General features: G+C 64.3%; 24 protein-coding genes. 6 read left to right on the top strand and 18 right to left on the bottom strand.

Going from position 1 to position 25,014, the window contains the following annotated elements; genetic code table 11:
- Positions 1 to 24 precede the first annotated feature (24 nt).
- From arcD to BKX93_RS09735, 3 genes are all read right to left on the bottom strand, one after another.
- A complete protein-coding gene (arcD, locus tag BKX93_RS09730) occupies positions 25 to 1,476 on the bottom strand; it encodes an arginine-ornithine antiporter (RefSeq protein ID WP_021478741.1) in 1,452 nt (483 codons plus the stop codon).
- A gap of 649 nt (positions 1,477 to 2,125) precedes the next feature.
- On the bottom strand, positions 2,126 to 2,257 hold the full coding sequence (locus tag BKX93_RS23660; protein WP_021478740.1) for a DUF3149 domain-containing protein: 132 nt from the start codon (positions 2,255 to 2,257) through the stop codon (positions 2,126 to 2,128).
- A gap of 178 nt (positions 2,258 to 2,435) precedes the next feature.
- Complete coding sequence (locus BKX93_RS09735) at positions 2,436 to 3,464, bottom strand: CDP-6-deoxy-delta-3,4-glucoseen reductase (protein WP_046166452.1); 1,029 nt, start codon at positions 3,462 to 3,464, stop codon at positions 2,436 to 2,438.
- A gap of 40 nt (positions 3,465 to 3,504) precedes the next feature.
- On the opposite strand from BKX93_RS09735, the gene BKX93_RS09740 reads away from it, so the two are divergent.
- Both BKX93_RS09740 and trmB read left to right on the top strand, forming a co-directional pair.
- On the top strand, positions 3,505 to 4,422 hold the full coding sequence (locus BKX93_RS09740; RefSeq protein WP_046155612.1) for an SDR family oxidoreductase: 918 nt from the start codon (positions 3,505 to 3,507) through the stop codon (positions 4,420 to 4,422).
- A 37-nt stretch (positions 4,423 to 4,459) separates the two neighbouring features.
- The gene (gene trmB / locus BKX93_RS09745) at positions 4,460 to 5,140 is read left to right on the top strand and encodes a tRNA (guanosine(46)-N7)-methyltransferase TrmB (protein ID WP_046155555.1); all 681 of its coding nucleotides are present in this window, start codon (positions 4,460 to 4,462) and stop codon (positions 5,138 to 5,140) included.
- 48 nt (positions 5,141 to 5,188) lie between these two features.
- Here the strand turns inward: trmB and BKX93_RS09750 are convergent, their stop codons facing one another.
- Entirely contained in the window at positions 5,189 to 5,668 is a 480-nt protein-coding gene (locus BKX93_RS09750; RefSeq protein WP_046155556.1) for a glutathione peroxidase, read from the bottom strand.
- A gap of 125 nt (positions 5,669 to 5,793) precedes the next feature.
- On the opposite strand from BKX93_RS09750, the gene BKX93_RS09755 reads away from it, so the two are divergent.
- The gene (locus BKX93_RS09755) at positions 5,794 to 6,273 is read left to right on the top strand and encodes a DUF1841 family protein (protein ID WP_021478735.1); all 480 of its coding nucleotides are present in this window, start codon (positions 5,794 to 5,796) and stop codon (positions 6,271 to 6,273) included.
- A 227-nt stretch (positions 6,274 to 6,500) separates the two neighbouring features.
- Here BKX93_RS09755 and BKX93_RS09760 read toward each other — a convergent pair whose 3' ends face one another.
- Together BKX93_RS09760 and BKX93_RS09765 are read right to left on the bottom strand one after the other, a co-directional pair.
- Positions 6,501 to 7,451: a D-2-hydroxyacid dehydrogenase gene (locus BKX93_RS09760; RefSeq protein ID WP_070979638.1), complete on the bottom strand. Its 951-nt coding sequence runs from the start codon at positions 7,449 to 7,451 to the stop codon at positions 6,501 to 6,503.
- A gap of 10 nt (positions 7,452 to 7,461) precedes the next feature.
- Positions 7,462 to 8,247, bottom strand: a complete 786-nt coding sequence (locus BKX93_RS09765) for a DUF2189 domain-containing protein (RefSeq protein WP_070979640.1) — start codon at positions 8,245 to 8,247, stop codon at positions 7,462 to 7,464.
- Positions 8,248 to 8,385: 138 nt separating this feature from the next.
- Here BKX93_RS09765 and BKX93_RS09770 point away from each other — a divergent pair, with 138 nt between their 5' ends.
- Entirely contained in the window at positions 8,386 to 8,712 is a 327-nt protein-coding gene (locus tag BKX93_RS09770) for an FKBP-type peptidyl-prolyl cis-trans isomerase (RefSeq protein ID WP_046155559.1), read from the top strand.
- A gap of 61 nt (positions 8,713 to 8,773) precedes the next feature.
- On the opposite strand, the gene BKX93_RS09775 is transcribed toward BKX93_RS09770, so the two are convergent.
- The gene (locus BKX93_RS09775; RefSeq protein ID WP_021478731.1) at positions 8,774 to 9,391 is read right to left on the bottom strand and encodes a DedA family protein; all 618 of its coding nucleotides are present in this window, start codon (positions 9,389 to 9,391) and stop codon (positions 8,774 to 8,776) included.
- Between the two features lie 113 nt (positions 9,392 to 9,504).
- On the opposite strand from BKX93_RS09775, the gene alr reads away from it, so the two are divergent.
- Entirely contained in the window at positions 9,505 to 10,578 is a 1,074-nt protein-coding gene (gene alr / locus BKX93_RS09780) for an alanine racemase (protein ID WP_070979641.1), read from the top strand.
- On the opposite strand, the gene BKX93_RS09785 is transcribed toward alr, so the two are convergent.
- The 6 genes from BKX93_RS09785 to rlmE all read right to left on the bottom strand — a co-directional run bounded on the left by BKX93_RS09785 (position 10,544) and on the right by rlmE (position 18,117).
- Positions 10,544 to 11,080, bottom strand: a complete 537-nt coding sequence (locus BKX93_RS09785) for a rhomboid family intramembrane serine protease (protein WP_052717297.1) — start codon at positions 11,078 to 11,080, stop codon at positions 10,544 to 10,546. The genes alr and BKX93_RS09785 overlap by 35 nt on opposite strands.
- Positions 11,077 to 12,996, bottom strand: a complete 1,920-nt coding sequence (locus BKX93_RS09790; protein WP_070979643.1) for an ExeM/NucH family extracellular endonuclease — start codon at positions 12,994 to 12,996, stop codon at positions 11,077 to 11,079. The genes BKX93_RS09785 and BKX93_RS09790 overlap by 4 nt, the downstream gene beginning before the upstream one ends.
- Before the next feature lie 146 nt (positions 12,997 to 13,142).
- Positions 13,143 to 14,480: a phosphoglucosamine mutase gene (gene glmM, locus BKX93_RS09795; RefSeq protein ID WP_070979645.1), complete on the bottom strand. Its 1,338-nt coding sequence runs from the start codon at positions 14,478 to 14,480 to the stop codon at positions 13,143 to 13,145.
- Positions 14,481 to 14,567: 87 nt separating this feature from the next.
- Complete coding sequence (folP, locus tag BKX93_RS09800) at positions 14,568 to 15,404, bottom strand: dihydropteroate synthase (protein WP_046155615.1); 837 nt, start codon at positions 15,402 to 15,404, stop codon at positions 14,568 to 14,570.
- Positions 15,405 to 15,504: 100 nt separating this feature from the next.
- A complete protein-coding gene (ftsH, locus tag BKX93_RS09805) occupies positions 15,505 to 17,418 on the bottom strand; it encodes an ATP-dependent zinc metalloprotease FtsH (RefSeq protein ID WP_046155562.1) in 1,914 nt (637 codons plus the stop codon).
- An 81-nt stretch (positions 17,419 to 17,499) separates the two neighbouring features.
- Positions 17,500 to 18,117, bottom strand: a complete 618-nt coding sequence (gene rlmE, locus BKX93_RS09810; protein ID WP_046155563.1) for a 23S rRNA (uridine(2552)-2'-O)-methyltransferase RlmE — start codon at positions 18,115 to 18,117, stop codon at positions 17,500 to 17,502.
- Between the two features lie 155 nt (positions 18,118 to 18,272).
- Here rlmE and yhbY point away from each other — a divergent pair, with 155 nt between their 5' ends.
- Positions 18,273 to 18,593 carry a ribosome assembly RNA-binding protein YhbY gene (yhbY, locus tag BKX93_RS09815; protein ID WP_021478723.1) on the top strand — a complete coding sequence of 107 codons (321 nt, stop codon included), beginning with the start codon at positions 18,273 to 18,275 and terminating at the stop codon, positions 18,591 to 18,593.
- Positions 18,594 to 18,653: 60 nt separating this feature from the next.
- On the opposite strand, the gene BKX93_RS09820 is transcribed toward yhbY, so the two are convergent.
- The 5 genes from BKX93_RS09820 to carA form a co-directional block, all read right to left on the bottom strand.
- Positions 18,654 to 19,082, bottom strand: a complete 429-nt coding sequence (locus BKX93_RS09820; RefSeq protein WP_021478722.1) for a DUF4149 domain-containing protein — start codon at positions 19,080 to 19,082, stop codon at positions 18,654 to 18,656.
- A 68-nt stretch (positions 19,083 to 19,150) separates the two neighbouring features.
- Complete coding sequence (gene greA, locus BKX93_RS09825; RefSeq protein WP_046155565.1) at positions 19,151 to 19,627, bottom strand: transcription elongation factor GreA; 477 nt, start codon at positions 19,625 to 19,627, stop codon at positions 19,151 to 19,153.
- A gap of 142 nt (positions 19,628 to 19,769) precedes the next feature.
- Positions 19,770 to 22,979: a carbamoyl-phosphate synthase large subunit gene (gene carB, locus BKX93_RS09830; RefSeq protein ID WP_046155566.1), complete on the bottom strand. Its 3,210-nt coding sequence runs from the start codon at positions 22,977 to 22,979 to the stop codon at positions 19,770 to 19,772.
- A 76-nt stretch (positions 22,980 to 23,055) separates the two neighbouring features.
- A complete protein-coding gene (leuE, locus tag BKX93_RS09835) occupies positions 23,056 to 23,706 on the bottom strand; it encodes a leucine efflux protein LeuE (RefSeq protein ID WP_046155567.1) in 651 nt (216 codons plus the stop codon).
- 15 nt (positions 23,707 to 23,721) lie between these two features.
- A complete protein-coding gene (gene carA, locus BKX93_RS09840; protein ID WP_046155568.1) occupies positions 23,722 to 24,849 on the bottom strand; it encodes a glutamine-hydrolyzing carbamoyl-phosphate synthase small subunit in 1,128 nt (375 codons plus the stop codon).
- Positions 24,850 to 25,014 lie beyond the last annotated feature (165 nt).

The raw sequence follows: 25,014 nt of genomic DNA on the forward strand, positions 1-25,014 counted from the left end.
CCCACTGGTTTCAAAATCTTTCGCTTACAGGCCGATCTGACCGGTCGCCAGCATGTAGACCGCGATCAGGGCCATCACCACCACGATGGCGGCCAGCACGGCTTCGATCAGGTTGAACGGCTTGCGGCCTTGCTCTTTCTTGGCCCACAGGTAGAACAGCAGGCCCGGCGCGTACAGCACCATGGACAGGAACAGATACTTGGGACCCGCGGCGTAGATCAGCCAGGCGCCATACAGTGTGGCCAGCGCGGCGGTCCAAAATTCCTTGGCGGTGCTTTCGCCCTGGGCGTAGCCCTCGCCGCGCTTGGCCACCAGCAAGGAGTAGCCGGCGCACAACAGGTAGGGAATCAGAATCATCGAGGTGGCCAGCGACAGCAGCGCCAGGTAGCCGGCCGAGCTCTTCAGCGTGATCAGCAGGAACAGCTGGATCAGGCCATTGGTCAGCCACAGCGAGGCGGCCGGGGTGTCGTTGCCGTTGACGGTGCCGAACACCTTGGGCATCACGCCGTCCTTGCCGGCGAGGTAAGGCGCTTCGGCGGCCAGCAAGGTCCAGGCCAAGAGCGCGCCGCCGACGGAGATCACCAGGCCCGCGTTCATCAGGTTGGCGCCGAAGGTGCCGAAGGCTTTCTGCAGCACGTAGGCGGTGGACGGATTCTTCAGCGCGGCCAGTTCAGCCTGGGTCATCACGCCCAGCGACAGCACCGATACGGCGACCAAGAGCGCGATGGTCAGCAGGAAGCCGATCACGGTGGCCTTGCCCACATCCTTCATGCTCTCGGCGCGGCCGGAGAACATCGACGCGCCCTCGATGCCGATGAACACCCACACCGTCACCAGCATGGTGCTCTTCACCTGGTCGACGATGGAGCCGAGCTTGGCGCTGCCCCAGAAGTCCAGGTTGAAGGTATCGACCTTGAATGCGAACACGATCAATAGAATGAACAGGGCCAGCGGCACCAGCTTGGCGATGGTGGTGACGGTATTGATGAAGGCCGCGCCGTGCACGCCGCGCAGCACCAGGAAGTGCAGGCCCCACAGCACCACAGACGCGCAAGCAATGGCGATGGGCGTATTGCCGTCGCCGAAGGCCGGCACCCAGAAGCCCAGCGCCGAGAACATCACCACGAAATAGGAGACGTTGCCGATCCAGGCCGAGATCCAGTAACCCCAGGCCGAGTTGAAGCCCATGTAGTCGCCGAAACCGGCCTTGGCGTAGCCGTACACGCCGCCGGACACTTCCGGCTTGCGCGAAGCTAGCATCTGGAACACGAAGGCCAGCGCCAGCATGCCGACAAAGGTGATGGCCCAGCCGATCAGGATGGCGCCGGCGCCGGCTCCAGCCGCCATGTTCTGCGGCAAGGAAAAGATGCCGCCGCCTATCATGGAGCCGACGACCAGCGCCGTCAGCGCGCCCAGCTTCAGCCTGGGCGACGCGCCCTCGGCCAAGCCGGCTTGGGTTGCAGTTTCAGTGGACATTTTCGTTCTCCGATCTGGTATGTAAACCGAGCATTACATTATTAAATTCTTATCATCTGAAATTATGGTATACCCCGAAAAACAAGGCTTTCCAGCGGTGTCGGTTGTTAGGTTGATTTGCATCAAGCAGGCCCAGCCATCAATCCGGCGACTTCCGGGGAATGCGACCAAGGCTTGCATTAAGGCGTCATGGACAGCTGAATCCGGAACGGCGGAAATGCGCGCTCAGCGCCTGTTCAAAGTCTCTACCGGCAGAAAGCGGCAGCCTGGCCAACCGGCTATCTGCCGCGTTGCCGGATGGACAGGGTCTGCCCTTCGTCGTGCGCCTCGCCTGTCGACAGCGCCCAGCGGTTCGCAACAAGGCTTTGAACAGGAGCCATGCGTGACAGAACGCCTGGCCCCGCATCGCGCCCTCTTGCCGCGCGACTGGCGCCGTCTGCGCGAACGCGCCTTGGTTCAGATCCGTTGCGGGCTTGCGCCAGCGACTCTTAAGCATAGAAAGGGAATGCCGGGCGAAAAGCCCGAAACGGAAATAGTCTGATACAGAACAAATTCGCGACGCGGCGGACAAAAAAAACGGATACGGCCCACCACCGTATCCGCCAACACACACATCAAGAGGAAATACTGAAAACGACAGGGGTAATCCTTACTTGCCCGGCTTGTTCATGTTCCGGAAAATCACCCACAAAGCCCCGAAAGCCACCACGGTGGCGACCACGATAGTCAACAGGCTCAAACGGCCGACATCGTCGGCCAACAATAGGGTCAGCAACTCCATGGTTCCCTCCTACCGGCATGCGGTTTCAATTGACTTGCCAGCGACATAATAACCACTCGACAAACCATGGAATTGACCCAGGTCAAACCGGCCATCCCGGCGATTTGATGCAGGACAAATAAAAAGCCCCCGGCGCGAGCAGAGGGCTTTTTATATACAGATCAAAGGCTTGTGCTGCTTATTTGCCTCCGCCCATATCCTTGGCCAGGAAGAAGGCGTCGGAGAAGAACTCGTTTTCCGGCAGGCCGCGCTCGCGGGTGAAGGTGCCGTGGGCCGCCTCCACCATCACCGGCGCGCCGCAGGCGTAGACCTGGTAATCCGACAGATCGGCGAAATCTTCCAGCACCGCCTGGTGCACGAATCCGGCACGGCCGGTCCAATTGTCTTCCGGCAACGCCTCGGACAGCACCGGGACATAGCTGATGTGCGGATGCGCGGCGGCCCAGCCTTCGGCCAGCTCCGCCATGTACAGGTCGGCCTTGGTGCGGGCGCCCCAGTAGAACTTCATCGGCCGGGTGATACCATGATGGATCGCATGCTCGATGATGCCCTTGACCGGCGCGAAGCCGGTGCCGCTGGCGATCAGCACGATGGGTTTGTCCGACTCCTCGCGCAGGAAGAAGGAACCCATCGGGCCCTTGAAGCGCATGATCTCGCGCTCCTTCATCTGATGGAACACATACTCGGAGAACGAGCCGCCCGGCTGATGGCGGATGTGCAGTTCCAGGAAGGAATCGTCATGCGGCGCGTTGGCGATCGAGAAGCTGCGCTTTTTGCCGTCCTTCATCAGGATGTCGATATACTGGCCGGCGCGGAACTGCAAACGCTCGGACACCGGGAGCTTCAGCTTCAGCACAGCCACGTCGTGGATCTTTTCTATCGTTTCGACCCGGCACGGCAGCGTCTTGATCTGGATGTCGCCGATGCCGGTCACTTCGCGCGCCTCGATGCTGATGTCGCCTTGCGGCTTCGCACAGCAGAACAAGGCCATGCCCTGCGCGCGCTCGGCGGCGGACAACGCCTTTTCCTGGAAGCCGTCCTGGCTCACCTCGCCCTCCAGCACCTTGCCCTTGCAGGCGCCGCAAGCGCCGTCGCGGCAGCCGTAGGGCAGGCCCACGCCCTGGCGCAGCGCCGCTTCAAGAATGGTTTCGTGCGCTTCAACACTGAATGCATGCCCGCTGGGGAGCACTTTCACCTGGCAAGTCATAATCGTTTCTCAATCCCGAATTCTGGCTAAAATGCACACCATGCGTACTTTACTTGTCATCGGCGCCGGCGATGTCGCCCGGCGCGCCCTGCCGCAGCTTCGCCGGAGTTGGCGGATATTGACCCTGTGTCGCACCGAAGAGGCCGCCGCCCGCTGGCGCGCGCTGGGCGCCTTGCCGCTGATAGGCGATCTGGACCATGCCCCCAGTCTGGCGCGCCTCGCCGGGCTGGCCGACGCCGCGCTGCTGACCGCGCCGCCGCCGGCCCATGGCCGGACAGACTCGAGAATGCGCAAGTTGTTGTACGCGCTGGCAAAAGCGAACAGCATACCACAGCAATTGATCTACATCAGCACAAGCGGCGTGTATGGCGACGCAGGCGGCGCCGTGCTGGACGAAGCCGCGGCGGTCCGCCCGCGCAACGATCGCGCGCAGCGGCGCGCCGACGCCGAATCCCAGCTGCGCCGCTTCGCCATCGCCCGCGGCTGCGCGTTGACCATCCTGCGCGCGCCGGGCATCTATGCCGATGAACGGCTGCCGCTGTCGCGCTTCGCCGCCGCCGCTCCCTTGATCATCGATGCCGAAGACAGCTGGAGCAACCACATCCACGCCGACGACCTGGCGCAGCTGTGCGCGGCGGCCTTGCGCCGCAGAAGCGGCATCCGCGTCTACAACGCCTGCGACGACCAACCGCTGCCAGTCGGCATGTGGTATCGGCGCCTGGGAGAAACCCTTGGCCTGCCGGTGCCGCCGCAATTGCCGCGCGACGAGGTGAAGGCCCGCGTCACGCCGCAGCAATGGTCATTCCTGGCCGAATCGCGCCGCCTGGACAACGGCCGGATACGACGCGAACTGGCCGTCCGTCTGCGCTGGCCCAGCGTGCTCGATTATCTGGACGCGCTGCGGCGGGACGAGCCGCGGCGGGCGGCAATACTCGCAAGCTACGCCGAGATTCGGTAACATCGCGGTTTTTTTGAGTTTTCAGCAGGCCAGCAAAATGGAAAATCCGGCTTTCAAACGCGCGATCCGCAGCTTTGTGCTGCGCCAGGGCCATCTGTCCGCAGGCCAGCAGCGGGCGATGGACGAAGGCATGCCCAAGTGGGGCATAGAGTACCGTCCGGAAACGATAGACCTGGAACAGGCTTTCGGCCGCGCCGCGCCCAAGATCCTGGAAATCGGCTTCGGCATGGGCGGCGCCACCGCCGAGATCGCCGCCGCCAATCCGGGCAATGATTACCTCGGCATCGAAGTGCACAGCCCCGGCGTCGGCAATCTGTGCAAGCTGATCGCCGAGAAGGAACTGAGCAATCTGCGGCTGATGCGCCACGACGCGGTGGAAGTGCTGGACAACATGCTGGCCGACGGCAGCCTGGACGGCGTGCACATTTTCTTCCCGGACCCGTGGCACAAGAAACGCCACAACAAGCGCCGCCTGATCCAGGCGCCGCTGGTGGAGAAACTGGCCAAAAAGCTCAAGCCGGGCGGCTATTTCCACGCCGCCACCGACTGGGAAGACTACGCGGTCCAGATTCTGGAAGTGCTGAGCGGCAACGCCGATCTGGAGAATACCGCGGACGGCTACGCGCCGCGCCCGGACTACCGGCCGCTGACCAAGTTCGAAGCCCGCGGCATCAAGCTCGGCCACGGCGTATGGGATCTGGTCTTCCGCCGCAAGTAAGCCATCCGCGGCTCCCTCCACGGCCCGCCTGCGCGGGCCGTTCGCTTTTCACCTCGCCAGCAGCGCCTTGACGTCGTCGACCAGTTCGTGCGGCTCCACCGCGGGCTCGTAGCGCTTCACCACCCTCCCCCGGCCGTCGACCAGAAACTTGGTGAAATTCCACTTGATGGGATGCGGACGCTCGGAATCGGCCTGGGTCAGCCAACGCCACAACGGATGCGCGCCGTCGCCGTTCACCTGCAGCTTGGCGAACAAAGGAAAGGTCACGCCGAAACGGCCCTGGCAAAAGGCGACGATCTCATCTTCGCCGCCCGGCTCCTGCCCGCCGAACTGATTGCAGGGAAACCCGAGCACGACGAAATCCTGCCCGGCGAAATAGTCCTGCAGCTCCTGCAGGCCGGCGTACTGCCGGGTATAGCCGCATTCGCTGGCGGTGTTCACCAGCAGCGCCACCCTGCCCTCGTAGGCCGAGAGCGCCTGTTCGGCGCCGTCGGTCCGCTTCGCGCTAAAATCGTAGAGCGTGGTCATGGCTAGCTCCCTCCCGTATAATGCCGCAGCCCGGAATGGCAGCCGCCTGCGACCCAGATACCCTGTTGCGTTCAAGCGGCGCGCCCGCGCCGAGCCCCGCCAGCAATCGCCCGAGGTCTTTATCGATGTTGTTCAGCCCCAGCCGCCAGGATGCCCGCCGCTTCTTCTTCGACACCTGGCACAAATCCAAATCCGGCGAGACCTTGTCCGACCTGGAACAGATCGTCCTCTCCATTCTTATAGACCACCCTGAGTATCATCCCATCCTGGAAAACCCGGAGGCGTTCATGGAGCAGGAGTGGACCCCGGACATGGGCGAGACCAACCCCTTCCTGCACCTGGGCCTGCATGTGGCCATCGCCGAGCAGCGCTCCATCGACCAGCCCTTCGGCATCCGCGCGCTTTACGCGCAGCTGGCGCTGCGCCACGGCGACGAGCATCGCGCCCAGCACGAGATCATGGAATGCCTGGGCGAGATGATCTGGCATGCCCAGCGCTACGGCGGCGGGCCCGACGTCAACCGCTACATCACCTGCGTGCGCGGCAAGCTGGGCATGGGCGAAGAAGACGCGCCGCGCGTCAATCCCAACGATATCGGCGACTGATTCCGGCCGATGGACAAAAAAACACCGTGGCAGGCGTACTGTCCACGGTGCAACAAGCGGGGTAGCTCAAGCCGGCGAGCCGGCAGAGCCCTTGAAAAATAGTCAACTTTATAAGCACAATCCAATTCTTTTTAAACAAAAACAACAAAATCTATCGCGGCATGACAGGAGAAGCCGGCTATCCGGTAAAGAATGCCAAGCGACATCATAAAATTTCTTCGCGCTGATTAAATCAACCGGTTCATTTTTTCGCCGCGCGCAAACGCCTCGATATTGGCAACCAACTGCGCGGCCAAGCGGCCCATCGCCTCGCCGCTGGCCCACCCCACATGCGGGGTGACGATCAGATTGGGCAAGCGCGCCTTCAGCAGCGAATTGTCCGGCGACGGCGGCTCGCTGCTCAGCACATCGAAACCCGCGCCCCCCAGCTGCCCATATTTCAGCGCCGCCACCAGATCGGCCTCGTCGACCAGGCCGCCGCGCGCGGTATTGATCAGGATGGCGCCCGGCTTCATCGCCATCAGCTCCGGCTGGGCGATCATGCCGCGGGTCTCGTCGGTCAGCGGGCAGTGCAGCGACACCACGTCGGCCCGCGCCAGCGCCTCGGCGAACGGCATCCGCCCCTCCCTGGCTTCCTCCGCGCCCTTGCGCTCGGCGAACACCACCTCCATGCCGAAGGCGCGCGCCATCTCGGCCAGCCGGCCGCCGATGCCGCCGCTGCCGACGATGGCCAGCACCGCGCCGCGCACCTCGCGTATCGGCGCGCCGAAATGGCAAAACTGCCGGGACTGGCTCCAGACGCCGGCGGCGACGTCGCGCTGATAGGCCGGCAGATTTTTCATCAGCGCCATCATCAGCATGAACGCGTGCTCGGCGACGGTGTGATCGCCGTAATGGCGGATATTGCACACCGCGACGCCGCGCTCGCGGCAGGCCTCCAAATCGACATGGTTGTAGCCGGTGGCGGCGATGGCGATCAGCTTGAGGTTCGGCAGCCCTGCGATCGTGTCGCGCGACAGGGGCACCTTGTTGCTGATCACCACGTCGGCCTCGGCGGCATGGGCCGCGACCTCATGAGCGGCGGTCGCCGGATATTCGCGGTAATGGACGGGAAAGCCAAAAACGGGAACCGGGACAGGCAAGCTGTCCCGGTCAAGGAATACGACGTTATGAGTCATTGCTTGGCGGTCATCTCTCGAAGGTGATCAAATCCCGATAGGCATGCCAGCTGGCCAGCGCCAGCACCGGCATGATGATGATCAGGCCCAGGTAATAGGTGACGAAGCCCACCACCGTCATCACGACAATGATAGCGGCCCAGATGCCCATCGTCAGCAGATTGCGGTACACCGCCTGCACGCTGGCGATCATCGCGGTGATGGTGTCCACTTCCTTGTCCAGCAGCAACGGAATCGCGACGACGCTGACCGAGAACACGAGTTGGGCGAACAGGAAGCCGACGGCGAAGTAGGCGATCAGGAATTCCAGATTGCCCGGATTGAACGCGTCGGCGACTATCTCATTCAGATTGGGCAGCGCCGCGGTATCGTAAAACAGCGCGAACATCAGCAGCGACACGCGGAACCAGCCGAACACCAGCACCGCCAACAGCACCGCGTACAGGCTGAAGCCCGGCATATTGACGCGCCAGGCGGCCATGCTGTGCAACAGCTTGACCCGGCCGTGGCCATCGAAGGCCTCCATCTGCTTGGCGATGTCGTAAAGGCCGATCGCCAGGAAGGGGCCGGACAGCAGGAAGATGGTGGCGAAGGTGATGACCAGCTCCGGCGCCTGCTCGACATAAGCGCCCAGCAGATAACCCATCAGCACGAAAACCGCGCCGTAGAACAGGCAGTCGGCCGGCGCTTTCTGAAAGTCCCGAAAGCCCCTTTTCAGCCATTGCAGCGGCTGTCGCAACTCCACCTTGCGCGCCACCGGGCGCACGGGCGGAACATCGTGGTGAGTGACATCCATGGCACACCCCCTTGCATCGCGTGGAAAATAGAGACGAACGCTCTGTTTTTCGTTATATGCCACACAGGGGAAAACACAAATCGGCCGGCCGGCTGCTACAATCGCGCGGTCAACACCATACTCCCGGAAGGAAATAGCATGAGCGAACTGATCATCGAGGAATTGCTGGTCGGCGAAGGCGCCGAAGCCGCCGCGGGCCAGGAAGTCACCGTTCACTACACCGGCTGGCTGACCGACGGCACCAAATTCGACTCCAGCAAGGACCGCATGCAGCCGTTCAGCTTCGAGCTGGGCGCCGGCTACGTGATCAAGGGCTGGGATCAAGGCGTGCAAGGCATGAAGGTGGGCGGCAAGCGCAAGCTGACCATTCCGTCCGAACTGGGCTACGGCGCGCGCGGCGCCGGCGGCGTGATCCCACCGCATGCGACGCTGGTATTCGAAGTGGAGCTGCTGCAGGTGGGCTGATCATTCCGCCATCCAGCAAAAAGGCCATCCTGAGGATGGCCTTTTTCATGCGTCCGCGCGCTTATTTTTTCGCGCAGGACAGGCGGCGGCGCTTGAACCATACGAAGCCGACCACCAACAACAGCACCGCCACCACGGTGAGGATGCCCGCCTGGCCGCGATGCACCATCATCATCAGCCAGTCGCGGTTGGCCGCGCCGTAATAGCCGAGATACACCCAGACCGGCACCGAGATCAGCGCGGCGAAGCCGTCCATCATCAGGAAGCGCCAGTAGGACACGCGCCGGGTCATGCCGGCGGTGATGAAGATCGGAGAGCGCAGCCCTGGCAGGAAGCGGGCGACGAACAGCACCCAGTTGCCGTATTTCTCGAACTTCTCCTGCACCGCCTCGAAGCGCTCTTTGGTCAGGATGCGGGCGATGGGCTTGAAGCGCAGCACCTTGTGACCGAAGATGCGTCCGGCCAGGAACATGATGCCGTCGCCGACCAGCACGCCCGCCATGCCGACCACGAACATGTAGTGCACATTGGCGTAGCCCAGGCCGGAAATCACGCCGCCGGCCACCAAAGTGATGTCCTCCGGAATCGGCACGCCGAAACCGCAAATCAACAGCACCGCAAACACGGCCACGTAGCCGTAACCAGCGAAAAAGTCGAGAAGTATCTGCAGAGTATCCATCTAGTATTCCGTCCGCCGGCTTTATTCCAAATCGTCGCAATCAAGCGGCTGGGCGGCTAATGTCCATGCACGGAGGTGTATAATAGCACACCTCTCGTACACGCTTTCTTGACATGACACGCCCTATCCGGCTGGAGATTTCCCTCCCGGCCATCCGCCACAATTTCCTGCTTACCCGCCAGCACTCCCAGGCCCGCAGCCTGTTCGCCGTGATCAAGGCCAATGCCTACGGCCACGGCGTATTGGACACTGCAAAGGCGTTGGCCGATCTGGCCGACGGTTTTGCCCTGCTCAATATCGAAGACGCGGTGCTGCTGCGCGAGGCGGGCATCGATCGCCCGATCGCGCTGCTGGAAGGTCCGTTCGACGCGGCCGAGGCCGCCGCGATGGCCGACTACCGCCTCGGCGGCGCCGTCCACTCACAACAACAGATGGACTGGCTGGCCAAAGGTTCCGCCGACCGGCCGGTGGAGGTCTGGCTGAAGGTCAACAGCGGCATGAATCGGCTGGGCTTCCGCCCGGAAGACGCCGCCGCCGCCCAAGCCCGGCTGCAAACGCTGCCGGGCGCGCGGCTGACCGCCATCATGACCCATTTCGCCACCGCCGACGAAGACTACGGCGTGGCCGAGCAATGGAGCCGCTTCGAACCGACGGCCGCCGCCAGCGGCCTGAAGGTCTGCGCCGCCAACTCCGCGGCGCTGCTGCGCCACCCGCACACCCATGGCGACATCGGCCGGCCCGGCATCGTGCTGTACGGCGCGTCGCCGTTCGAGAGCGAAACCGGCGCCGACCTCGGCCTGCAACCCTCGATGACGCTGTCGGCCGACATCATCGCCGTGCAGCAGCTGCAGCCCGGCGATGCCATCGGCTACGGCCGCCGCTTCGTCGCCGACCGCCCGATGCGCATCGGCGTGGTTGCCTGCGGCTACGCCGACGGCTATCCGCGGGTGGCCGCCAACGGCGCGCCGGCAGCGATAGACGGCCGACCGTGCCAACTGGCTGGCCGGGTGTCGATGGACATGCTGACCGTGGACATCAGCTATCTGCCCCAGGCCGGCGTCGGCAGCCGAGTGGAGCTGTGGGGACCGAACGCGCCGATCGAAAGGGTGGCCGCCGCCGCCGGCACCATCAGCTATGAGCTGATGAGCGCGGTCATGCCGCGGGTGCCGCGCGTCGCGCTCGGCTGAAGCCGGCCAGCAGCAGCGGCGCCAGCAAGGCGCCGCCGACATGGGCGGACCAGAGCACCGGTTCGCCGCCCGGCCCCAGGTTAGGCCACAGCCCCTGCCACGCCAGGCGCAGCAGCAGCGCTGCCGCCAGCCAAAGTCCAGCGGTCTCGCGCCGCTTCAGCCAGGCGACCGCCGCCCACCAGCCGTAGACTACGCCCGACGCGCCGAGAAACGGCTGAGGCTCGGGCAAGGCCAGCTGCTGCAGCGCGATCAGCCAGGGCAGCAACAGCGCCAGCGCGCACAGCGGCCAGGCCGCGCGCCGGCCGCCCAGGCCTGCCAGCAACAGCAGGCTGGCGCTGTTCAACGCCGCGTGCCGCCAGTCGGCGTGCACCCAGCTGGCGGTGAAGGCCCGCCACCACTCGCCGCCGGCAACGGGATCGAACAACCAGCGCCGCGCCGCTTCGCCCCAAGGCGTCAGCAGCGGCAGCAGCGCAGGCAGCAGGCTGGCCGGCGGCAGCCTCACTTGCGGCGTCGCCAGGCCAGCAGGCTCGCCAATCCCAGCATGCCCAGCGCCAGCGCATCCGCGCCGGCGATCGGCACCAGTTGCAGGTCGACATACAAGGGGTCGTGATCGGACGAGCGGTAGGCGTCGGGCGCGTAGTAATTCTGCCGCTGGGCGGAGGACTTGAACTCGCTGCTGTATTCCAGCGCGGTCGGCTCGTCGGCGTTGATGTGCCATTCGCCGGCGGCGGCCACCCACTTCGTCAGCGCGGCGTCGGCCAGCGCGTGATCGAGGTTGCCGGACTCGCCCTGGTACACATAGGAATAAGCATCCTTCTGGAAGCGCGCCAGCAGGTTGGACAAGCCGCCATCCTCGAAGACGCGGATCGGATCTTCCTTGGCGTAGGCGTTCATGTCGCCCATCACCAGCAAGCCATCCTTGGCGGATGCGCCACGCTGCTTCGCCCACCGCACGAGGTCCTGCGCCGCCTGCACGCGGGTCAGATTGCAATTGCCCTGGCCATCCCCGGTATCCGCGTCGGGCGCGCCGTTCACCTTGACCTGCTCGCAGCTGCTGCCCTTGGACTTCAAATGATTGACCACCAGCGTCAACTTCTTGCCGTCGGCGGCGAAAGTCTGCGCCAGGCTGAGGCGGTTCTTGGCCGGATCGCCCACCGTCAGCGCCTTGGCGGCGCCATCGGGCCTCACCCGCGACGGGCGGTAGAGCATGCCGGTGGTGATGGCGTCGGTGCCGATCCTGGGCAGGCCGGGATCGACGAAGCGGTACTGCTTGTCCGCGTCCTGTCCCGCGTTCAGCGCGTCGACCAGTTCCTTGACCGCCGATTGCGGCCCGAAACCGTCGTTTTCCAACTCCATCAGGCCCAGCACGTCGGCATCCAGCTGGCGGATGGCGCTGACTATCTTGGCCTTCTGCCGCAGGAAATCGTCGCGGGTCTTGGCGCCGCGCTCGGTCGGAAAGCCGCCGCCCAGGCCGTCGCCGTTGAAGAAATTGAGCACGTTGAAGCTGGCCACCCGCAGCTGGCCGGCCTTGCGCGCCGGAGCCGCCGCGCGGGGATTGGCGGCGGAAACCTGCGGCAGATACAACGGCTGGACGCGGTAGGCGCCGTTGCTGAACGACACCACGCCGGTCAGGCCGTCCAGGCGGTCCCCCACCCGCAGGGTGTTGGCGGCGGACAGGCCGCCCGGCCCCGGCAGCCAGGCGTCGGCGTTCTGCCAGGTCTTGCCGTCGTCCAGCAGCAGGCGGTCGCGCGGATTGGCCGCGCGCAGCGCCTGAGCCTCAGCGCTGCCGGGGCGGTATAGCTGGGTCGGCACCCACTGGCGCGCCTGGCTGGACAGCGCCAGCTCGCCGTAGCGGCCGTAGTTGTAGCTGTCGACGACGAACAGCGGCTGCTCGAACTTGACGACCATGCCGGCCAGCGACTCCAGCTGGGCCGCGCCGCCGCTCAAGGGCAGCCGCAGGCTCACCGGAGCCAGCTCTCCCTGGTAGCCGCACAGCTGCACATCGGCCGCGGCCGACGGCTGCAGCTGGGTCTCGGTGCGCGCGTCGCCCTTGCGGCCGAACTCCAGCACCTTGCCGCGCACGCCGACCGCGTCGCCGGCCCTCAACGCCGGCAACGCCAGCTTGCCGGTGTAGACATAGATGCCCTCGGAAGTAGCCGGATCAGCGTCCTGATTCTGCGGCACTTCCTGGATGAAGAAGCCCACCGGGCCGTCCTTGCCGTACAGCAGGCTGCTGACCACGCCCTGCACGGCGACGGTCTTGCCCTGCATCGGGTTCTGCGGACCGTTGCCCTGAACCTGGTGGATGCGCGCGTCGGGCAAGCTGCAGGCTGCCTGCGCCTGCAGGCCGGCCAGCGCCAGCGCCAGCGAAGCGGCGATGGCGGCGCGGGAAAGGGGGAATGCGGGTATTGTTCTCATCCTTTTGTCATCCTGAGTAGAGGTGCGGCAATTTTATCCACAGATTGATGACATTCAAGTTTATTATTATCGGATAGCAAATTTTTGACACAAAAAATGCCAACCTGTACAGGTTGGCATTTTTGTCGGTCCGCTGCACGGAACGATCAGGAAGCGATCTTCTCGATCGCCGAGGCGATGGCTTTGGCCCAGGTGTCGGCCAGCGCCTTGTCGTCGGCCTCCACCATCACCCTCACCACCGGCTCGGTGCCGGACGGACGCAGCACCACGCGGCCGCGGCCGCTCAGCGCGACTTCAGCCTCGGACAGCGGCGCGGCGGAAGCGCCTTTCCAGTCGCAACCGTTGTGACGGACATTGATCAGCGTCTGCGGGAAAGGCTGCCAGTCGGCGCAGATGTCGGCCAGGCCCGTGCCCAGCTGCTGCACCGCAGCCAACACCTGCAGGCTGGAGATGATGCCGTCGCCAGTGCTGTGCTTGTCCAGGCACAGGATGTGGCCGGAGGCTTCGCCGCCCACCTGCCAGCCATCGGCATGCAGCATTTCCAGCACGTAGCGATCGCCAACCTTGGCGCGGCCGAAGGGCACATCCTGCTTTTGCAGCGCCAGCTCCATCGCCATATTGGTCATCACGGTGCCGACCACGCCGCCCTTCAGCTCGCCGCGCGCCGCGCGCGCCTTGGCGATCACGTAGATCAGCTGGTCGCCATCGTAGATGCGGCCGGCGGCGTCCACCATGATCAGGCGGTCGCCGTCGCCGTCCAGCGCGATGCCGAAGTCGGCCTGGTGTTCCAGCACCGCCACCTGCAGCGTCTTGGGATAGGTGGCGCCCACCTTGTCGTTGATGTTGTAGCCATTGGGCTCGCAGCCGATTTCCACCAACTCGGCGCCCAGCTCGTGAAACACCTTGGGCGCGATATGGTAAGTGGCGCCGTTGGCGCAATCGACCACCAGCTTCAGCCCCTTCAGGCTGAGCTCGTTGGGGAAAGTGCTCTTGCAGAATTCGATGTAGCGCTCGGCCGCGCCGTCGATGCGGCGGGCCCGGCCCAGCTCCAGCGACGGGTTGGTGGCCATAGGCTGTTCCAGCATCGCCTCGATCTCCAGCTCCAGCCCGTCGTCCAGCTTGTTGCCGCCTTCGGCGAAGAACTTGATGCCGTTATCCTGGAACGGATTGTGGGAAGCGGAAATCATCACCCCGGCTTCCAGCCGCAGCGCGCGGGTCAGATAGGCGATGCCCGGCGTCGGCAGCGGGCCGGTCAGCAGCACGTTGACGCCGGCGGCGGTGAAGCCCGCCTGCAGCGCCGCTTCCAGCATATAGCCGGAAATGCGCGTGTCCTTGCCGATCAGCACCGTGGGGCGGCTGTCCTTGTCATGGTTGACCAGCACGCGGCCGGCCGCGTAACCCAGCTTCATCACGAATTCCGGCGTGATCGGAAATTTGCCGACCTCGCCGCGCACGCCATCGGTGCCGAAATATTTGCGACTCATTCAGTATTCTCTGTATCGGTTCAGGGCCTTGGCAGGCGCGATGCCCGCCATTTTGCCACTACCGCCGGGGGGAAAACCAGCGTCAAATCAACAATCCCGCAGCGCCTGCCACAGCTGCAGCGCCTGGCGCGTCGCCTTGACGTCGTGCACGCGTATCACCGCCGCGCCGCGCCGCGCCGACTCCAGCGCCGCGGCGACGCTGGCGCCCAGCCTTTCCGACGGCGCGTCCTCGCCGGTGATCGCGCCCAGCATCGACTTGCGCGACAAGCCCACCAGCAGCGGAGCCCCGGCGATGCGCTCGATCTCGTCCAGCCGCTTGAGCAAAGCCAGATTGTGCTCCAACGTCTTGCCGAAACCAAAGCCGGGATCGACCAGCAGCCGCTCGCGGGCGATGCCGGCGTCCAGGCACAGCTGGAGACGGCGTTTCAGGTAATCGGCCACCTCGGCCACCACGTCGGCGTACTCGGGCCGATTCTGCATCGTGTCCGGATTGCCCTGCTTGTGCATCAGGCAGACCGCGGCGCGGCTGGCGGCGGCCAGCGGCAGCGCGCCCTCGTCCTCCAGCGCCGACACGTCGTTGATCAGATCCACCGCGCCAAGCCGCAGCGCTTCCCGCATCACCTCGGCGCGGCGGGTATCCAGCGACAGCGGCGCGCCGATGCCGCGCAGTTTCTCCAGCACCGGCATCACCCGCGCCATCTCTTCCTCCGGGCTGACGAAGGGCGCGCCGGGCCGCGTCGATTCGCCGCCGATGTCGAGGATATCCGCGCCCTCGGCCAGCATCGCCTCGGCGCGCGCGAGCGCATCGTCGACGCGGTTGAAGCGGCCGCCATCGGAGAAGGAATCCGGCGTGACGTTGAGAATGCCCATCACCAAGGGGCGGGACAGATCGAGCGAGAAACGCCCGCAAAGCAAGGTTTTCATCATGATTCTCGTTCCTGACGCTCCTGGCCAACACAACGAGGAGCGGAAAGAAAACCGGGCAAGCCCGCGAAGGCTTGCCCGGTTATGGCGGATGCGGCGATCAGACTTCCTGGGCCGGATCGGAAGTCGCCTCGACAGGAGCGGTCGGCTCGGCCGGCTTGTCTTCCGGCTTGGCGGCGAAACTGCTGCCCGGCTTGGGCGGACGCGGCGGCTTGCCTTCCATGATGTCGTTGATCTGGTCGGCGTCTATGGTTTCCAGCTCCAGAAGCGCGGCGGTCATCGCCTCCACCTTGTCGCGGTTCTCTTCCAGCAGACGGCGCGCCAGCGCGTATTGCTCGTCGATGATGCGGCGGATTTCCTGGTCCACTTGCTGCATCGTCGCTTCCGACAGGTTCTTGTGCGTGGTGATCGAGCGGCCGAGGAACACTTCGCCCTCGTTCTCGCCGTACACCATCGGACCCAGCTTGTCGGACATGCCGTAGCGGGTGACCATGTCGCGCGCCATTTGCGTCGCGCGCTCGAAGTCGTTGCTGGCGCCGGTGGTCATCTGGTTCATGAACAGCTCTTCGGCGATGCGGCCGCCGAACAGGATGGCCAGCCTATCCATCAGGTAACCGCGGTCATAGGCGAAGCGGTCCTGCTCCGGCAGTTGCATAGTGACGCCCAGTGCGCGGCCGCGCGGAATGATGGTGACCTTGTGCACCGGGTCGGACTTCGGCAGCAGCTTGGCGACGACGGCGTGGCCGGACTCATGGTAGGCGGTGTTGCGCTTCTCCTCCTCGGTCATCACCATGCTGCGGCGCTCGGCGCCCATCATGATCTTGTCCTTGGCGGATTCCAGGTCTTCCATGTCCACCAGGCGCTTGTTGCGGCGGGCGGCGAACAGGGCGGCCTCGTTGATCAGGTTGGCGAGGTCGGCGCCGGAGAAGCCCGGCGTGCCGCGCGCGATCACCTCGGCGTTGACGTCGGCGGCGATCGGCACCTTGCGCATGTGCACGTTCAGGATCTGCTCGCGACCGCGGATGTCCGGCAACGGCACCACCACCTGGCGGTCGAAGCGGCCCGGACGCTGCAGCGCCGGGTCCAGCACGTCCGGACGGTTGGTCGCGGCGATCACAATCACGGTGGAATTGGTGTCGAAGCCGTCCATCTCAACCAGAAGCTGGTTCAGCGTCTGCTCGCGCTCATCGTTGCCGCCGCCGAGACCGGCGCCGCGCTGACGGCCGACCGCGTCGATCTCATCGATGAAGATGATGCAGGGCGAGTTCTTCTTCGCCTGCTCGAACATGTCGCGCACGCGGGCCGCGCCCACGCCGACGAACATTTCGACGAAGTCGGAGCCGGAGATGCTGAAGAACGGCACCTTGGCCTCGCCGGCGATGGCCTTGGCCAGCAGCGTCTTGCCGGTGCCGGGAGAGCCGGCCAGCAGGATGCCGCGCGGGATGCGGCCGCCCAGGCTCTGGTAGCGGGAAGGATCGCGCAGGTAATCGACGATCTCCTTCACCTCCTCCTTGGCCTCGTCGCAGCCCGCCACGTCGGCGAACACCACGGTGTTGGCGTCCTGGTCCAGCATGCGCGCCTTGCTCTTGCCGAACGAGAACGCGCCGCCCTTGCCGCCGCCCTGCATCTGGCGCATGAAGAACACCCACACGCCGATCAAGAGCAGCATCGGGAACCAGCTGATGAAGATGCTCATCAGCATCGACGGCTCTTCCTCCGGCTTGGCGGAGAAGCGCACGTTGTTCTTGATCAGGTCGTCGACCAGCTGCGGGTCATACGGCGCGAAAGTGGAGAACGCGGTGCCGTCGGTCAGTTTGCCCTTCAACCACTGGCCGCGCAGAGGATGCCCCTCGATGGTCAGGGATTGCACCTTGCCCGACTCGACATCGCTGACGAACTGCGAGTACTCGAGCTGGTTCTGGGTGTCCTGGCGCTTATTGAACTGATTGAAGACGGTCATCAGAACCAAGCCGATGATCACCCAGATGGCGATGTTTTTGCCGATATTGTTCACGAGTGGCGGACTCCTCTGTGCCCTGACTTTTTGGTTGCTTGTATTGAATGGCTACGATTGTACGCTGCGCGCCCTTTTATGTCAGCGGCGCCCCTTGCCCAGCAGATAGATTTCACTGGAACGGTCCCGCGACGCCTTGGGCTTGCGCGTCACCACCTCGTCGAACAGCTCTCGCATGGCCTTGAGATAGGACTGGAAATCGCTTCCCTGGAACACTTTGACGAGAAAATGTCCGCCGGGTTTCAAATGATCGCGCGCAAATTCCAACGCCAGCTCGCATAGCAGGAAACTCCTGGCCTGGTCGATGGCGCTCATGCCTGACATATTGGGCGCCATATCTGAAATTACAAGATCAAGCTCGCGTCCGCCCAACAATTGCTCGAATTCGCGCAAAACCTCTTCCTCGCGGAAGTCGCCCTGGATGAAATCGACGCCGGGCACAGGATCCATCTCCAGGATGTCCAGCGCGAACACCTTGCCCGAATCGCCGACGATGCGCGCCGCCACCTGCGACCAGCTGCCCGGCGTGGAGCCCAGATCGGCCAGCACGGTGCCGGGACGGATCAGCTTGTCCTTATCGTTGATTTCCAGCAGCTTGTAGGCTGCGCGGGCGCGGTAGCCGTCCTTTTGCGCCATGTTCACATAGGGATCGTTGACGTGCTCCTGCAACCAGCTGTTGCTGCTCTTGCTTCTTGCCATACGCGGCGGTGCTTTCTGTCGGTTCAATCGTCAGGATAGCCGATGCGCGCCGGACGGCGCGCTATCCTGTTGTTTTTCGGTTATTTCAGCCCCAAACTTTGGGCCTGGAGCCAAATTCTAGTAGAATCGCGTTTTGCTTTGAATTCCATGTTTCCATGAAAATTGACATCAAGCCGTTTCAGCGCAAGTACCTGCAGGGTCTGGCGCACGGCATCGACCCGGTGGTGATGGTAGGCAACAACGGCCTGACCGAGTCCGTGGTGCGCGAAATCGCCATCAGCCTGGACGCCCACGAACTGATCAAGGTGCGCGTGCAAGGCGACGACCGCGAAGCCCGCATCGCCATGTTCGAGCAGATCTGCGAAGAACTGGGTTGCGCCCCGGTGCAGCACATCGGCAAGCTGCTGGTGCTGTGGCGCCCCAGCGACAAGGCTCGCATCGCGCTGCCGAAGAACAAGCAGGCGATGAAGGGCTGAGCCCTCCCGCCCGGCAGATGAAAAAAGCGGTGGCCTTGCCACCGCTTTTTTATTGTTCCGTCACTCGCTGCGCCAGATATAGGCGAGGCCGAGCACGCTCTGCACCAGGTAAATCAGGCTGGAAATCGCGTGCCAGGTGGCGAAGCCGCCGCCGAACAGCCCTTCGGCCGCGTGGTTCATCTGCTGCTTCAAGGTGACGATGATGGGCGCGACGCCGAACTGGTTGATCAACGTGCACGCCAGCATCCCTACGATCAGCCAGAACGCGCCCTGCTTCAGGCCCGCCACCCCGTTGCGCCATACCTGGTCGACCAGCAGGAACACCCCGCACACCAGTCCAACCCAGGCGATGGCCGCGAACAGGCGCCCCGCCACCATGCCGGCGGTCGCCGCGTCCAGAGACTTGAACAGCACCGGCGCCACGATCAGGCCGATCACCCACAAACCGCCAATCCACAAGGTCTTGGCCACTGCACGCAAGCCGTCCATTTTCACCCCCATGCTCGGCAACAGACGCGGCCGATGAAAAACGCGCGGTCAAGGCCGCGCGGTCCGGATCAGATGTATTTGACGTCGAGCACTTCGTACTCGCGGATGCCGCCCGGGGCCACCACTTCGGCCACGTCGCCGGCTTCCTTGCCGATCAGCGCGCGCGAGATCGGAGAATTGACCGACACCTTGCACACCTTGATGTCGGCCTCGTCGTCGCCGACGATCTGGTAGGTGACGCTCTCTTCGGTTTCCAGGTCCATCAGATCGACCGTGGCGCCGAATACCACGCGGCCGTCGGCGTCCAGCTCGGACGGATCGATGATCACGGCATTGGACAGCTTGCCTTCCAGCTCGGCGATGCGGCCTTCCACGAAGGCCTGGCGTTCCTTGGCCGCGTCGTACTCGGCATTTTCCGACAGGTCGCCATGCGAGCGAGCCTCGGCGATCGCCTCGATCACCGACGGGCGCTCCACGCTCTTCAAGCGTTGCAGCTCTTCCTTCAGAAGCTCGGCGCCGCGTACAGTCAACGGGACTTTGATCATTACAGTATTCTCCACAGGCGGTTGTCCGCCTTCATCAAAAGCACAAGCCGCCGTACGGGACGGCGGCTTGCGCGAGCGGGTTTGAGCGGAATTGTAACGGCAAATCGCTTCCGCATCAAAGCCTACCAGCGGCCACTCCCTTTCAGCCGGCGATCTGCGCGTGCAGCTGCTGCACGCTGTACACATCGAAGGATTCGGCGTGCTTCAGGCCCACGCACACCGCCTTGGCGGCGGACAGCGTGGTGTACTGCGGCACGCGCGCCTGCAGCGCGGAGCGGCGGATCGAATGGCTGTCCTGGATCGCGGTGCGCTGCTCGTCCACGGTATTGATCACCAGATCCACCTCGCCGTTCTTGATCATGTCGACGATGTGCGGACGGCCCTCGTTCACCTTGTTGACCACTTGCACGATCAGGCCGGCATCGGTCAGGTGCTTGGCGGTGCCCCGCGTCGCGCAGACGCCGAAGCCCAGCCGCTGCAGCTCGCGCGCCACGTCGACGACGCCATTCTTGTCGGAGTCGCGCACCGACAGGAACACCTTGCCGGTCTTGGGCAGGCGGTCGCCCGCGCCCAGCTGCGCCTTGACGTAGGCTTCGGCGAAAGTCTTGCCGACACCCATCACCTCGCCGGTGGACTTCATTTCCGGTCCCAGGATGGTGTCCACGCCGGGGAACTTGATGAAGGGGAACACCGCTTCCTTCACCGCGTAGAACGGCGGGATCACCTCCTTGGTGAAACCCTGCTCGACCAGGCTGATGCCAGCCATCGCGCGGGCGGCGATCTTGGCCAGCGGCGCGGAGGTCACCTTGGAGACGAAGGGCACGGTGCGCGAAGCGCGCGGGTTCACTTCCAGCACGTAGATGGTGTCGCCCTGAATGGCGAACTGCACGTTCATCAGGCCGACCACGTTCAGCGCGCGGGCCATCGCCTCGGTCTGGCGGCGGATTTCGTCCTGCAGCGCCGGGAACAGACTGTAGGCCGGCAGCGAGCAGGCGGAGTCGCCGGAGTGGACGCCGGCCTGCTCCACGTGCTGCATGATGCCGCCGATCACCACGGTCTCGCCGTCGGACACGCAGTCGACGTCCACTTCGATGGCGTCGTTGAGGAAGCGGTCCAGCAGCACCGGGCTGTCGTTCGACACCTTCACCGCCTCGCGCATGTAGCGTTCCAGGTCGGCCGGCTCATGGACGATCTCCATCGCGCGGCCGCCCAATACGTAAGACGGGCGCACCACCAGCGGGTAGCCGATTTCGTCAGCCAGCTTCATCGCTTCGGCCGGCGCGCGCGCGGTGCGGTTCGGCGGCTGCTTCAGGCCCAGCTCGTTCAACAGCTTCTGGAAGCGCTCGCGGTCCTCGGCGGCATCGATCATGTCAGGCGTGGTGCCGATGATGGGCACACCGTTGGCTTCCAGCGCGCGCGCCAGTTTCAGCGGGGTCTGGCCGCCGTACTGGACGATGACGCCGAACGGCTTCTCGATGCGGCAGATCTCCAGCACGTCTTCCAGCGTCAGCGGCTCGAAATACAGGCGGTCGGAGGTGTCGTAGTCGGTGGACACGGTTTCCGGGTTGCAGTTGACCATGATGGTCTCGAAGCCGGATTCGCGCAGGCTCAATGCCGCATGCACGCAGCAGTAGTCGAACTCGATGCCCTGGCCGATGCGGTTGGGCCCGCCGCCCAGCACCATCACCTTCTTGCGGTCGGACGGATTGGACTCGCACTCTTCCTCGTAGCTGGAGTACATGTAGGCGGTGTTGGTGGCGAACTCGGCGGCGCAGGTGTCTACGCGCTTGTACACCGGGTGCAGGTTCAGCGCCCAGCGCTTGGCGCGCACCGCGGCCTGGTCGGAGCCCAACAGCTCGCCCAAACGGCGGTCGGAGAAGCCCTTGCGCTTCAGGCGACGCAGCTCGGCGTAGTCCATGTCCTCGATCTGGCGGCCGGCCAGCGCCTGTTCCTCACCGATGATGTCCTCGATCTGGGCCAGGAACCACGGATCGATCTTGCTGACCGCGTGGATGTCGTCGCGGCTCATGCCGATGCGGAAGCCGTCGGCCACGTACAGGATGCGCTCCGGTCCCGGCGCGCCCAGCTCGTGGCGGATGGCGGCTTCGTCGGAGGTCACCGAGTCGAAGCCGGCCAGGCCGGTTTCCAAACCGCGCAGGGCTTTTTGCATCGATTCCTGCAGCGTGCGGCCCATGGCCATCACCTCGCCCACCGACTTCATCTGGGTGGTCAGGCGGTCGTCGGCCTGCGGGAATTTCTCGAAGGCGAAGCGCGGAATCTTGGTGACCACGTAGTCGATCGACGGTTCGAACGAAGCCGGGGTGGCGCCGCCGGTGATATCGTTCTTCAGTTCGTCCAGCGTGAAGCCCACCGCCAGCTTGGCGGCGATCTTGGCGATCGGGAAGCCGGTGGCCTTGGACGCCAGCGCGGAGGAACGGCTGACGCGCGGGTTCATCTCGATGACGATCATCTCGCCGGTGGCCGGATTGGTGGCGAACTGCACGTTGGAGCCGCCGGTGTCCACGCCGATCTCGCGCAGCACCGCCAAGGAGGCGTTGCGCATGATCTGGTATTCCTTGTCGGTCAGCGTCTGCGCCGGCGCCACGGTGATGGAGTCGCCGGTGTGCACGCCCATCGGGTCGAAGTTTTCGATCGAACAGATGATGATGCAGTTGTCGTTCTTGTCGCGAACGACTTCCATCTCGTATTCCTTCCAGCCCAGCACCGACTGCTCGATCAGCAGCTCATGAGTGGGGGAAGCTTCGAAGCCGCGCTCGCAGATCGCCAGGAACTCTTCCTTGTTGTAGGCGATGCCGCCGCCGGAGCCGCCCATGGTGAAGGACGGGCGGATCAGCGTGGGGAAACCCACCTTGGCCTGCGCCTCCAGCGACTCTTCCATGGTGTGGCAGACGAAGGACAGCGGGCAGGACAGGCCGATCTTGGCCATCGCTTCCTTGAAACGGCCGCGGTCCTCCGCCTTGTCGATGGCGTCTTCGGTGGCGCCGATCAGCTCCACTTTATATTTTTCGAGCACGCCGTGCTTGGCCAGGTCCAGCGCGCAATTCAGCGCGGTCTGGCCGCCCATGGTCGGCAGGATGGCGTCCGGACGCTCCTTGGCGATGATCTTTTCCACCACAGCCCAGCTGATGGGCTCGATGTAGGTGACATCGGCCATGTCCGGGTCGGTCATGATGGTAGCCGGGTTGGAGTTGACCAGGATGACTTTGTAGCCCTCCTCGCGCAGCGCCTTGCAAGCCTGGGCGCCGGAATAGTCGAACTCGCAGGCCTGGCCGATGACGATCGGGCCGGCGCCAATGATCAGAATGCTTTTGATGTCGGTACGCTTTGGCATGGCTTCTACTCTTTGATGACTTGTATTTTTCCGGCCGCGCCCCCTCCCCGGCGGCGCGGCATGTTTACTTTCGACCTTACAGGCTGGCCGCCGCCAGCTTGGCGCCGAACCCGACGAACACCGCGCCCACCGAGCCTCCCAGCGCCGCCGTCAGCTTGCGGCGGCGGCGGAAGGCCGCGGCCAGCTTGTCGCCCAGCAGGATCAGCATCGACAGGTTGGCGATGCTGCAGCACTGGACGATGGCGCCCAGCGCGGCGAAGGTGACCGCCGGGTGCGGGTAGGCCGGATCGACGAACTGCACGAAGAAGGACACGAAGAACAGGATGGCCTTCGGGTTCATCAGGCTGATCAGCAGCGCCTTGCGGTACGGGTGGCCGCCGGACAGCGCCGACGCCTTGGCCGGCGACTCGTCGCCGCGGCGCGCGCGGCGCCAGGCCAGGATGCCGGACTTCAGCATATTGACGCCCAGCCAGGCCAGATAGCCGCCGCCGATGTACTTGACCACCGCGAACAGCGCCGGGTTGGCCTGCAGCAGGCCGGCCGCGCCGGTGGCCGCCAGCGTCATCAGGATGAAGTCGCCGCTGACCACGCCGCCCGCCGCGGCGAAACCGGCGCGCTTGCCGCGTTGCGCCGCCACCGACAGCACATACATGGCGTTCGGCCCCGGCAACAGGATGACGATCAGCGTGCCGATCAGGTAGGTGGTAAGGTCGGTAATGCCCAACATGATTCGACTCCGCCCTTACTGCCGCGCGGCCATCGCGTCGATGAAACGGTCGAACAGATAAGCCACGTCCTCCGGCCCCGGGCTGGCTTCCGGGTGGCCCTGGAACGAGAAGGCCGGGCGGTCGGTCAGCGCGATGCCCTGCACCGTGCCGTCGAAAAGCGAGCGGTGGGTGACACGGACATTGGCCGGCAGGCTGGTCTCATCCACCTGGAAGCCGTGGTTCTGGCTGGTGATCATCACGCGGCCGCTGTCCAGATCCTGCACCGGATGGTTGGCGCCGTGGTGGCCGAATTTCATCTTGGAAGTGGCGGCGCCGGTGGCCAGGCCCAAGAGCTGGTGGCCCAGACAGATGCCGAACACCGGCAGTTTGGTCTCCAGGATGTCGCGGATCGCGGCAATCGCGTAGTCGCACGGCTCCGGATCGCCGGGGCCGTTGGACAGGAATACGCCATGCGGATTCATCGCCAGCACATCGGCGGCCGGCGTTTGCGCCGGCACGATGGTCAGCTGGCAACCGCGCTCGGCCAGCATGCGCAGGATGTTGTGCTTGACGCCGAAGTCGTAGGCCACGACGTGGTAGCGGGTGGACGACTGCACTTGGTAGCCCGCGCCCAGCTTCCATTGCTTCTCGGTCCAGGCGTACGGTTTCTGGCAGCTGACGACCTTGGCCAGATCCTGGCCGGCCATGCTGCCGAAGCCGCGCGCCAGTTCCAGGGCCTTGGCCTCGTCGATGTCCCCGGCCATGATGCAGCCAGCCTGGGCGCCCTTCTCGCGCAGGATGCGCGTCAGCTTGCGGGTGTCGATGTCGGCGATCGCCACCAGCTTGTGCTTCTTCAGATAATCGGACAGCGAATCTTCGGCGCGGAAGTTGCTGTGCAAGAGCGGCAGATCGCGAATGATCAGCCCTGATGCAAAAACGGCGCGGGATTCGGTGTCTTCCGAATTCGCGCCGACATTGCCGATGTGCGGATAAGTGAGTGTGACGATCTGCCTGGTATAGGAGGGATCCGTCAGGATCTCCTGGTAACCGGTGATGGCGGTATTGAATACCACCTCGCCGACCGTGTGGCCGGCGGCACCGATAGCACTACCTCTGAAAAGCGTGCCGTCAGCCAAGACAAGGATTGCGGGGAGGTTTGACACTGGCTGGCTCCTGTTGCATTGCTCGGGCGCTTACACAAAAACCGGCTGAGCCGGTTTCGTTTGCACACCCTGGGATTTTCAAAATTCTTATGTGAATAACGGGACTCGGCGCCTGCGCCTGTCCCGTTTGGTTAAACCTTTCTATAATACCGCGCATTTTGCACT

Origin of the sequence: Chromobacterium vaccinii (assembly GCF_001855275.1) — a bacterium.
GTDB lineage: Bacteria > Pseudomonadota > Gammaproteobacteria > Burkholderiales > Chromobacteriaceae > Chromobacterium > Chromobacterium vaccinii.

Bases quoted from the DNA above. Each gene is read 5' to 3' on its own strand.
- BKX93_RS09775 (WP_021478731.1), bottom strand. From the start codon at position 9,391: ATGGATACTCTGCAGATACTTCTCGACTTTTTCGCTGGTTACGGCTAC.
- rlmE (WP_046155563.1), bottom strand. From the start codon at position 18,117: ATGGCAAGAAGCAAGAGCAGCAACAGCTGGTTGCAGGAGCACGTCAAC.
- BKX93_RS09790 (WP_070979643.1), bottom strand. From the start codon at position 12,996: ATGAGAACAATACCCGCATTCCCCCTTTCCCGCGCCGCCATCGCCGCT.
- BKX93_RS23660 (WP_021478740.1), bottom strand. From the start codon at position 2,257: ATGGAGTTGCTGACCCTATTGTTGGCCGACGATGTCGGCCGTTTGAGC.
- leuE (WP_046155567.1), bottom strand. From the start codon at position 23,706: ATGTTGGGCATTACCGACCTTACCACCTACCTGATCGGCACGCTGATC.
- trmB (WP_046155555.1), top strand. From the start codon at position 4,460: ATGGAAAATCCGGCTTTCAAACGCGCGATCCGCAGCTTTGTGCTGCGC.
- BKX93_RS09820 (WP_021478722.1), bottom strand. From the start codon at position 19,082: ATGGACGGCTTGCGTGCAGTGGCCAAGACCTTGTGGATTGGCGGTTTG.
- BKX93_RS09740 (WP_046155612.1), top strand. From the start codon at position 3,505: ATGCGTACTTTACTTGTCATCGGCGCCGGCGATGTCGCCCGGCGCGCC.
- BKX93_RS09735 (WP_046166452.1), bottom strand. From the start codon at position 3,464: ATGACTTGCCAGGTGAAAGTGCTCCCCAGCGGGCATGCATTCAGTGTT.
- folP (WP_046155615.1), bottom strand. From the start codon at position 15,404: ATGAAAACCTTGCTTTGCGGGCGTTTCTCGCTCGATCTGTCCCGCCCC.
- glmM (WP_070979645.1), bottom strand. From the start codon at position 14,480: ATGAGTCGCAAATATTTCGGCACCGATGGCGTGCGCGGCGAGGTCGGC.
- alr (WP_070979641.1), top strand. From the start codon at position 9,505: ATGACACGCCCTATCCGGCTGGAGATTTCCCTCCCGGCCATCCGCCAC.
- BKX93_RS09750 (WP_046155556.1), bottom strand. From the start codon at position 5,668: ATGACCACGCTCTACGATTTTAGCGCGAAGCGGACCGACGGCGCCGAA.
- BKX93_RS09770 (WP_046155559.1), top strand. From the start codon at position 8,386: ATGAGCGAACTGATCATCGAGGAATTGCTGGTCGGCGAAGGCGCCGAA.
- BKX93_RS09755 (WP_021478735.1), top strand. From the start codon at position 5,794: ATGTTGTTCAGCCCCAGCCGCCAGGATGCCCGCCGCTTCTTCTTCGAC.
- carB (WP_046155566.1), bottom strand. From the start codon at position 22,979: ATGCCAAAGCGTACCGACATCAAAAGCATTCTGATCATTGGCGCCGGC.
- BKX93_RS09760 (WP_070979638.1), bottom strand. From the start codon at position 7,451: ATGACTCATAACGTCGTATTCCTTGACCGGGACAGCTTGCCTGTCCCG.
- yhbY (WP_021478723.1), top strand. From the start codon at position 18,273: ATGAAAATTGACATCAAGCCGTTTCAGCGCAAGTACCTGCAGGGTCTG.
- BKX93_RS09765 (WP_070979640.1), bottom strand. From the start codon at position 8,247: ATGGATGTCACTCACCACGATGTTCCGCCCGTGCGCCCGGTGGCGCGC.
- greA (WP_046155565.1), bottom strand. From the start codon at position 19,627: ATGATCAAAGTCCCGTTGACTGTACGCGGCGCCGAGCTTCTGAAGGAA.
- arcD (WP_021478741.1), bottom strand. From the start codon at position 1,476: ATGTCCACTGAAACTGCAACCCAAGCCGGCTTGGCCGAGGGCGCGTCG.